The following is a 6416-nucleotide window of genomic DNA, read 5'->3' as shown; positions in this document are numbered from 1 at the left end:
TCTGGATGGAGACCGGCACCCCGGACCTCGAGCTCGCCAAGAAGTTCGCTGACGGCGTCCACGAGGAGTTCCCGGACCAGCTGCTGTCCTACAACTGCTCCCCGTCCTTCAACTGGTCCGCACACCTCGATGCAGACGAGATCGCCAAGTTCCAGAAGGAGCTGGGCGCGATGGGCTTCACCTTCCAGTTCATCACCCTGGCAGGCTTCCACGCCCTCAACTACGGCATGTTCGACCTGGCTCACGGCTACGCACGCGAGGGCATGACCGCCTTCGTCGACCTGCAGAACCGCGAGTTCAAGGCTGCCGAGGAGCGCGGCTTCACCGCAGTCCGTCACCAGCGTGAGGTTGGTGCCGGCTACTTCGACACCATCGCCACCACCGTTGACCCGGAGTCCTCCACCACCGCACTGAAGGGCTCCACCGAGGAAGGCCAGTTCTAAGAACTGACTGCTTCGAAAAGCTAGTGCCGTAAGCGGCGTGCATCGTGAGTCACTCACGGGCACGCCGCTTCGTGCTTTCTGAAACGACACCACCTACCCCCGAGAGGCTGATCCATGACCATCACCTTCATCGCCACCGCGGACCTCGTCGACATCATCGGTGAGGATGTCGTCCGTTCCTGCGACACCCAGTTCCAGAACTTCGGCGGCATCACCGAGTTCTGCGGCCCCATCACCACCATCAAGTGCTTCCAGGACAACGGCCTGGTCAAGTCCACCCTCAACAGCCCGGGCAACGGTGGCGTCCTCGTCGTCGACGGTGACTCCTCCGTCCACACCGCGCTCATGGGCGACATGATCGCCGCTGCCGGCGTGAAGAACGGCTGGGCCGGCGTGGTCATCCTCGGTGCGATCCGTGACTCCGCGGTCATCCGCGACATGGAGTTCGGCACCAAGGCACTGGGCACCAACCCGCGGAAGTCCGCGAAGGCCTCGGCCGGCGAGAAGGACATCACCGTCTCATTCGGTGGCGTCGACTTCGTCCCGGGTCACATCCTCTACGCGGACTCCGACGGCATCGTCGTCAGCGAGGAGCCGGTCGAGGCTCCGGCGGAGTAGCTCCGGACCTTTCCGCGCCCCGACGACGGCCCGGCTCCAGCGTGTCAGCTGGTGCCGGGCCGTTTCGTGTCCGCCGGGATAAGGGAATGCCGAGGACGTCGAGAAGCTCGCTGGCCACCCCCGTTTCGCCGAGGGAGAGCTCGTGGCAGTGGACCTGGCACGAGGAGCCCGCGCTGCGCTCCTTCGTCCGGCGCCTGCGCAACTAGGTCCCGGAGGCGTACTTCTTCGCCCTCGACATGGGACTCATGGAGCGGGATGCGATGACCATCAACGACAAGCTCGGCAGCGGGTGTGCAGTGGTCACGCCCTACGAGCTTAACGGCGTGTCCTTCGGCAAGCTGGGTGTCACCGTCTACGGCGTCGCCGGCCGCGACATCCCCGAGCTGCTCGCCGAGACCGCGCGGTCTGGAGCCACCACCCACAAGGCGGCACGGGCCCTCTCCCAGCAGCGAGTGCGGGCGGCGATGGAGTACCGCGGGGGAGTGCCCTCCGCCTGCCTGAGTCAGGCCAGCCGCACCACGTCGAAGGCCCGGCGGACCAGCTCCTCAGCTGCAGCCGGGTTCTTCGGCTCCGGGAGGGAGATGTAGTGCTGGAGGGCGGTCTGGGCGACAGCGGCGGCCGCGCGGATGGCCACCTCGGACTCGAAGGCGTCCATGCCGGTGGCGCGGGTGCGCAGTTTGTCGAAGAGGGGGCGCAGCTTTTCGTCCAGTTCGTGCACGGCGGCCGCTCCCCGCATGGTGAGCAGCAGATCGGCCACGCGGAACAGGGAGGCGAAGGAGTCGAGGTGTGTGTCCACCCCGCCGTGGCCGCGCAGGCCTTCGATGATGACCCACTGGATGGCGTCGAAAAGCGAGGCGTCGGCGGGGGCGTGGCGCAGGTGTCCGAGCAGGTCGGTGACCCGGTCGACCATGAACTCGGTGAGAGCCTCGTCCATGGCGGCGAAGTAATTGTGGAAGGTGCGCGTCGAGACGCCGGCGGCCTCGGAGACGGCCGCGACCGTCAGTGCCTCAGCGCCCTGCTCGAGGGCCAGGCCGGCGGCGGCCCGGGCGATCCGGGCGCGGGTCGCGGCCTTCTTGGTCTCACGCAGTCCGGACATCCTTGAGCCCTTCCCCTTCCACGTCAACTGTAGGCAGGATACGGTCCAGCCAGCGGGGGAGCCACCAGGCGCGCTCGTCGAGAAGGAACATCGTCGCCGGGATGATCATCATGCGGACGACGAAGGCGTCGAGCGCCACGGCGACGGCGAGGGCGAAGCCCATCGTCTTGATGAACACCATGTCCTGCGCCATGAACGCCGCGAACACGGAGATCATGATGAGGGCGGCGGCGGTGACCACGCGGGCGCCGTGCTTGAAACCGTTGGAGGTGGCGTTGCCGGCGGTCTTGCCGTGCGACCAGCCCTCGCGCATGCGTGTGACCAGGAAGACCTGGTAGTCCATGGCGAGGCCGAACACGAGACCGATGAGCATGATCGGCAGGAAGCTCAGCAGCGGCTGCGGGTCGTCGATGAGCCCGAGCCAGCCCTCCTGGAAGAGTGCGACGGTGACGCCGAAGGTGGCCGCCACCGACAGTCCGAAGCCCAGGGCGGCGATGAGCGGCACCCAGATGGAGCGGAAGACGAGCAGCAGGACCAGGAACGCGAGCGCCAGGACGATGCCGACGTAGGGGAGCAGGACGTCCTGCAGACGGTCGGAGACGTCGTCGAAGATCGCGGTGGCGCCGGTGACGCCGAAGGGGACACCGAGGTCGGTGTCGCGCAGGTCGGCCAGCAGCTGCGTGGCGGCGGGGTCGGTGGCCTCGAACTCCGGGGTGATGAGCACCTGCGCCGCCCCGAGGTCATCGGTGGTGGCGACGACCTGGGCGTTGGCCACGCCGTCGGTGGACACGAGCTTCTCGACGCCCCCGCCCATCACCACCGGACGCTCCTGCGGGTCGACCTCCGCGAGGTCGAGGAGGGCGATCATGGGTGCGTCACGCCCCGGTCCGAAGGCGTCGGCGGTGATCTCGTGCGCGATGCGCGGCGGGGTGCCCGGGGTGGCGGAGCCGTCGGTGGGCATGGCCAGACGCATGTTCAGGGCGGGGACGGCCAGCAGGCCCAGCAGGATGACGCCGACGAGCAGGTGGGCGACGGGGCGCTGACGCACGCGGCGCACCCAGCGCAGACCCATCGTGGGATGGTCGTCCTCCGGGTCCGGGGCCTTGATGCCGGGGACGCGGGCGGCGAACACGCGGGTGCCGAACAGGCCGACCAGCGCGGGCAGGAAGGTCAGCGCGATGAGCACGGCGATGGCGACGGTCGCGGCGGCCGCCAGGGCCATCGTGGTGAGGAAGGGGATGTTGATGATCGACAGCGCAGCCAGGGCGATGAGCACGGTCAGGCCGGCGAAGATGACGGCGGAACCGGCGGTGCCGACGGCCATGCCCATCGCATGCGCGCGGGTGTCGCGGTCCATGCCGCGCAGGCGCTGCGCGAGGTCCTTCGGCTCCAGGTCGTTGGCACCGGTGGCCTTGATGAGCTCGGTGCGGAAACGGGAGACGATGAACAGGGCGTAGTCGATGCCCACCGCCAGGCCGATCATGGTGGCCAGGACCGGGGTCATGTCGGAGACGTCGTCGCTGACCGCGGTGGTCAGCTGCACGCCGAGGAAACCGATGGCCACGCCGATGATCGCGGAGATGAGCGGCATGCCCGCGGCCACGACGGAGCCGAAGGTGATGATGAGCACCAGTGCCGCCACACCCAGGCCGATCGCCTCGGAGGTCATGTTGATGTCACCGGACATCGCGCCGAAGGTGTTGCCGTTGTAGACGACGGTGAGATCCCCCTCGTCGTAACGGTCGAGGATGTCGGTGACGGTGGCGACGTCGGAGGTGGGGACGTCGAGCATGGTGTCGGCGTCGAAACGCACGGTGACGATGCCGGTGGTCTCATCCGCGCTCAGCGGGCTGACGGTGGCCAGATCCGCCCGGATCTTCTCCTGGGGCATGCCCTGGGCCTCCATCTGGGGCACCATCTGCGCCTGCAGGCCCTGGGAGGCCATGACGGGGTCGACGATGGTCTCCGGGTCGCTCAGCAGGCCGGTGTCGCGGACCTCGGCGAGCATCTCGTCGACCTTGGCGGCGACGACCGGGTCGGTGAGGGTCGTGCCCTCCGGAGCCCGGATGACGATGTTGCCGGTGGGCGCGTTGGTCGAGTCCTCCGCAGCGGGGAAGATCTCCTGCATCTTCTCCATCGTGACCACGGAGTCGAGCCCCGGGATGGTGAAGGAGGACGAGGGCTTCTGCGCGAAGGCACCTGCCAGACCGCCGACGGCGAGCAGGAGGATGAGCCAGAAGGCGAGGAAGGGCCAGGAACGGCGGTACGCCGCGGATCCCAGGCGGTAGAGGAATGTTGCCATGCGCCCAGATTAGGGAATGTTGCACGTCGTGTGCAAACTTGCATGGCTGGTGCAGGAAAGTGGAGGGCTACTCCACCACGACGCCGAGGTTGAGGCCCTCGATTTCGTAGGCGCCGGCACCGCCGGCGACCTGTGCTGTCAGATTGTCCGCCACCGACGGAGTGAGTGGGATGATCCAGCCGCGCTTCGGGTCGTGGGCGGGGACGAGGCGCTCATCCTTCACCGGGATGAGGTTGACCACCAGCTCGCCGTCGACCAACGCGACCGCCTGGCGGGAGGCGGTGGCGTCGAGAAGCAGGGACGCCGTGGCGGCCGACACCGTGAGCACCACCATCGACTCGGCGGTGTGGACCGCCATGCCGTCGACGGGGATGCGGGGGAGGTCGGTGGGGACGTCGACAAGTTCCCGGCGACGGAACCACGCCATGCTAGTCAGCCACCAGGGTGTCCATGGTCAGGTGCGGCAGCTCGCGCTCGATGAAGGCCAGCTTCCACTTGTCGCCGAACAGGGCGATGAGCTCGCCGTCGGTGCGGGTGAAGATTTCCACACCGCGCTGGCGGCCCAGCTCCGGGGCGGACTCGGCGTCGGTGCGGCGGGCGACGGAGTAGGGCACCGGCTCCGTGATGGTCTCGACGTTGTACTCCAGCTCCATGCGGGCCTGCATGACCTCGAACTGCATGGGGCCGACGGCCGCCATGACCGGGTTGGCCTCGCCGCGGGCGTCGTTGCGCAGGATCTGCACGACACCCTCGGAATCCAGCTGCTCGAGCGCCTTGCGGAACTGCTTGTACTTGCCCAGGGACTTCGCACGCAGGGTGCGGAAGTGCTCGGGTGCGAACTGCGGCATCGGCGGGAACTGCACCTTGCGGCCGGAGTAGATCGTGTCACCGGGGGCGAGGGCGCCGGCGTTGACCAGGCCGACGATGTCGCCGGGGTAGGCCGTCTCGACGGTCTCGCGGGTGCGGCCGAAGACGGTCAGCGCGTACTTGGTGGAGAAGGAACGACCTGACTGCGCGTGGGTGACCTGCATACCGCGGTCGAACTCGCCGGAGACGATACGCATGAAGGCCAGGGTGTCACGGTGGTTGCGGTCCATGCCGGCCTGCACCTTGAACACCACGCCGGAGAAGTCGTCGTCGAGCTCGCGGACCTCGTCGATGGCCGTGGTGGACTCCTCGACGGCCTGCGGGTCGGAGTCGCGGGAGCGCGGGGCCGGGGCGATGGCGCACAGGGTGTCCAGGATCTGGTGGACACCGAAGTTGAGCATCGCGGAGGCGAAGATGAGCGGCGAGGTCACACACTGCTCGAAGAGATCCTGGTCGTGCAGCGCACCGTCGGCGGCCAGCAGTTCGGCCTCCTCGACGGCGTTGACCCACACGTCCTCCTCGCGGGCCTCCGCCTCGTCCGGGGTGTAGTGCTCCTCCGGGGCGATGGTCGAACCGCCGGCGGTACGGGTGAAGTGGATGTACTCCTCGACCTCGCCCTCCTCGCCGACGCGCGCCAGACCGCGGAAGTCGCCGGCGATGCCGACGGGCCAGAACAGGGGAGTGGGCTGCAGACCGATCTCCTCGACGATCTCGTCGACCAGCTCCAGCGGCTCCCGGCCGACGCGGTCCCACTTGTTGATCACGGTGATGATCGGCAGGCCACGGGCCTTGCACACGCGGAAGAGCTTGAGGGTCTGCGGCTCGAGGCCCTTGGCGGCGTCGATGAGCATGACGGCCGCGTCGACGGCGGTGAGCACACGGTAGGTGTCCTCGGAGAAGTCGGCGTGACCCGGGGTGTCGACGAGGTTGATCATGTACGGCTCGCCCTCGTGGTCCTCGGGCGCGTACTCGAACTGCAGGGCGGAGGACGCGATGGAGATGCCGCGGTCCTTCTCCATCTCCATCCAGTCGGAGACGGTGGCCTTGCGGCCGGCCTTGCCGTGGGTGGCACCCGCCTCGGAGATGATGT

6 protein-coding genes and 1 pseudogene are annotated in these 6416 nt (G+C 68.1%); 3 read left to right on the top strand and 4 right to left on the bottom strand.

What is annotated here, in order from left to right:
* The 3 genes and pseudogenes from GXZ33_RS02040 to GXZ33_RS02030 form a co-directional block, all read left to right on the top strand.
* A pseudogene (locus GXZ33_RS02040) lies at positions 1 to 443 on the top strand (isocitrate lyase); the annotation flags it as partial.
* A 114-nt stretch (positions 444 to 557) separates the two neighbouring features.
* Entirely contained in the window at positions 558 to 1061 is a 504-nt protein-coding gene (gene rraA / locus GXZ33_RS02035; protein WP_291339190.1) for a ribonuclease E activity regulator RraA, read from the top strand.
* A gap of 245 nt (positions 1062 to 1306) precedes the next feature.
* Positions 1307 to 1648, top strand: a complete 342-nt coding sequence (locus GXZ33_RS02030) for a hypothetical protein (RefSeq protein ID WP_291339189.1) — start codon at positions 1307 to 1309, stop codon at positions 1646 to 1648.
* On the opposite strand, the gene GXZ33_RS02025 is transcribed toward GXZ33_RS02030, so the two are convergent.
* The 4 genes from GXZ33_RS02025 to GXZ33_RS02010 all read right to left on the bottom strand — a co-directional run.
* Positions 1564 to 2157: a TetR family transcriptional regulator gene (locus GXZ33_RS02025; protein WP_291339188.1), complete on the bottom strand. Its 594-nt coding sequence runs from the start codon at positions 2155 to 2157 to the stop codon at positions 1564 to 1566. The two genes, GXZ33_RS02030 and GXZ33_RS02025, sit on opposite strands and share 85 nt — an antisense overlap.
* A complete protein-coding gene (locus GXZ33_RS02020; protein WP_291339187.1) occupies positions 2141 to 4459 on the bottom strand; it encodes an MMPL family transporter in 2319 nt (772 codons plus the stop codon). The genes GXZ33_RS02025 and GXZ33_RS02020 overlap by 17 nt, the downstream gene beginning before the upstream one ends.
* A 67-nt stretch (positions 4460 to 4526) precedes the next feature.
* Positions 4527 to 4886: a hypothetical protein gene (locus tag GXZ33_RS02015; RefSeq protein ID WP_052437733.1), complete on the bottom strand. Its 360-nt coding sequence runs from the start codon at positions 4884 to 4886 to the stop codon at positions 4527 to 4529.
* 1 nt (position 4887) lies between these two features.
* A partial coding sequence (locus GXZ33_RS02010; protein ID WP_291339186.1) for a peptide chain release factor 3 occupies positions 4888 to 6416 on the bottom strand: 1529 nt, incomplete at its 5' end.

It is taken from the genome of Corynebacterium sp. (assembly GCF_012838985.1).
Lineage (GTDB): Bacteria > Actinomycetota > Actinomycetes > Mycobacteriales > Mycobacteriaceae > Corynebacterium.
This window is presented reverse-complemented; position numbering and strand designations above follow the sequence as displayed.